This window comes from Paenibacillus ihuae (assembly GCF_001368795.1).
GTDB lineage: Bacteria > Bacillota > Bacilli > Paenibacillales > Paenibacillaceae > Paenibacillus_AQ > Paenibacillus_AQ ihuae.
In genome coordinates this window covers 983,815-985,620 of the sequence record NZ_LN831198.1, presented here as the reverse complement: position 1 = coordinate 985,620, position 1,806 = coordinate 983,815, and the positions used below count along the sequence as shown (strand labels likewise).

Here is a 1,806-nt window from a genome sequence, read left to right as displayed (position 1 = left end):
CGGGGCACGCCACACACAAAAGACCGTCCGCAATCAACGGACGGCCTTCCTATGCCTTACAGGCTACGATCAAATCATGTCCAGCGGAACTCTCCAGGCCGGCTGCGGAATGCCTCATCCAGCATCCACAGCTCATCATCGCTCAGCCTGATCTGCGCTGCCGCCGCATTCTCGGCGACATGCTGGCGGGAAGCCGCCTTGGGGATGGCAATGACATCGCCGTCACGGATGCTCCAGGCTAACATGATCTGCAGCGGGGTTACCCCGTGCTTCAAAGCGATATCCTGAACAGTCTCATTCTCGGTAAGACCCTTACGCAGGCTGCCCGCCTGTGCTAATGGGGAATAGGCCATTACGGGTATCTTGTGGCTTCTTTCCCAGGCTAGCAGTTCATGCTCAATACCGCGTGAACCCAGATGATAGAGCACCTGATTCACTGCACAGTGCTCCCCGCCGGGAATCCTAAGCAGCTCTTTCATATCCTCCGTATCCAGGTTGGATACGCCCCAGCGTTTAATTTTGCCGGCAGCTACCAGGGCCTCCATCCCTTCAACGGTTTCTTCCAGAGGGACATTGCCCCGCCAGTGCAGCAGATACAGATCCAGATGATCAGTGCCCAGACGTTTCAGGCTGTCTTCGCAGCTGCGGACGAGCGTCCCTTGTCCGGCATTATGCGGATACACCTTGGAGACCAGAAACACATCATCGCGGATCCCGCGGATCGCTTCGCCGACCAGCTCTTCGGAACGTCCGTTCCCGTACATTTCAGCGGTATCGATCAGGTTCATGCCAAGTTCCACACCCAGGCGCAGGGCTGCGATTTCCTCGGCACGGTTCGCAGCATCCTCGCCCATATACCAGGTGCCCTGTCCGATCCTCGGGACAGAGGCGCCGTCCTGCAGCTTAATCCGGTTGTGAGTGCTATTGTTCATATAAGAAGTCTCCTTAACGAATGGATTGGATTGTATACTTAATATACTTACCATGTTGTCTCGTTCGAAACATCGTACAGGTGTCCAAATCTTTAACATCTTCTATGATCTCAGGCAACCAGTTTCAATCCTATAGCAGCACCGAGAATCATTACAATGCAGAGTATCCGCCGCATCTCCCGGGACTCGCCATAAAATAACATGCCAAGGACTGCTCCGCCGGAAGCGCCGATTCCTGTCCAGATGGCATAAGCCGTGCCCATCGGCAGCGTCCGCATGGCCAGCGACAGCAGCACAAAGCTCGCGCCAAATCCTAAGATCAGCAGGGAAAGTGTCCGCCAGCTGCGGTGCGTTTGCAGCTTTGCCATCATCCCCACCCCGATCATTTCGCTGAGTCCCGCACCAATCAGCATCAGCCAGTCCATTTAGGACACCTCCTTGATCTGTTCTTTCGTCCCGTCACTGGTAGTCAGCTTTAACCCGATAACCCCGGCCAGCAGGATTACAATCAGTACCACCTTCAGCATACGAAAAGGCTCCCCGAACCAGAGCATATCCGCCAGCACAGTTCCGGCGGTGCCGAGCCCTACAAATACCGCGTACACCGTACCCGCTGGCAGAGTCCTGCTGGCAGAGATCAGAACATAAAAACTTATGAGGATGGCCAGCACTGTAATTCCCCATTCCCAAGGCGCGGATGCGTGCTTCAGCCCGATCACCCATGCGACCTCAAAGCAGGCGGCGCCTGCGATTTGTAGCCATGCCTTACTGCTCTTGCTCATCACTTTCTCCTCCCGCTCCCTTCAATTCTTAAACTTAGCCTCCCGCGCCAATAAAATAAGCCCGAAAGGCCATCGTCATCATTGACGATACC

At 55.1% G+C, this 1,806-nt stretch carries 2 protein-coding genes and 1 pseudogene; all 3 read right to left on the bottom strand.

Going from position 1 to position 1,806, the window contains the following annotated elements:
- Positions 1 to 69: 69 nt before the first annotated feature.
- Positions 70 to 932: pseudogene (locus tag AQR02_RS04365) on the bottom strand (aldo/keto reductase).
- Positions 933 to 1,042: 110 nt separating this feature from the next.
- On the bottom strand, positions 1,043 to 1,357 hold the full coding sequence (locus tag AQR02_RS04360) for a DMT family transporter (protein ID WP_054939541.1): 315 nt from the start codon (positions 1,355 to 1,357) through the stop codon (positions 1,043 to 1,045).
- Positions 1,358 to 1,714 (bottom strand): DMT family transporter, encoded by a 357-nt coding sequence (locus AQR02_RS04355; protein ID WP_054939540.1) that lies wholly within the window; start codon positions 1,712 to 1,714, stop codon positions 1,358 to 1,360.
- Between the last annotated feature and the right edge of the window lie 92 nt (positions 1,715 to 1,806).

What these genes read in the sequence shown, in the direction of transcription:
- AQR02_RS04360 (WP_054939541.1), bottom strand. Translation starts at nt 1,357, where the DNA reads ATGGACTGGCTGATGCTGATTGGTGCGGGACTCAGCGAAATGATCGGG.
- AQR02_RS04355 (WP_054939540.1), bottom strand. Translation starts at nt 1,714, where the DNA reads ATGAGCAAGAGCAGTAAGGCATGGCTACAAATCGCAGGCGCCGCCTGC.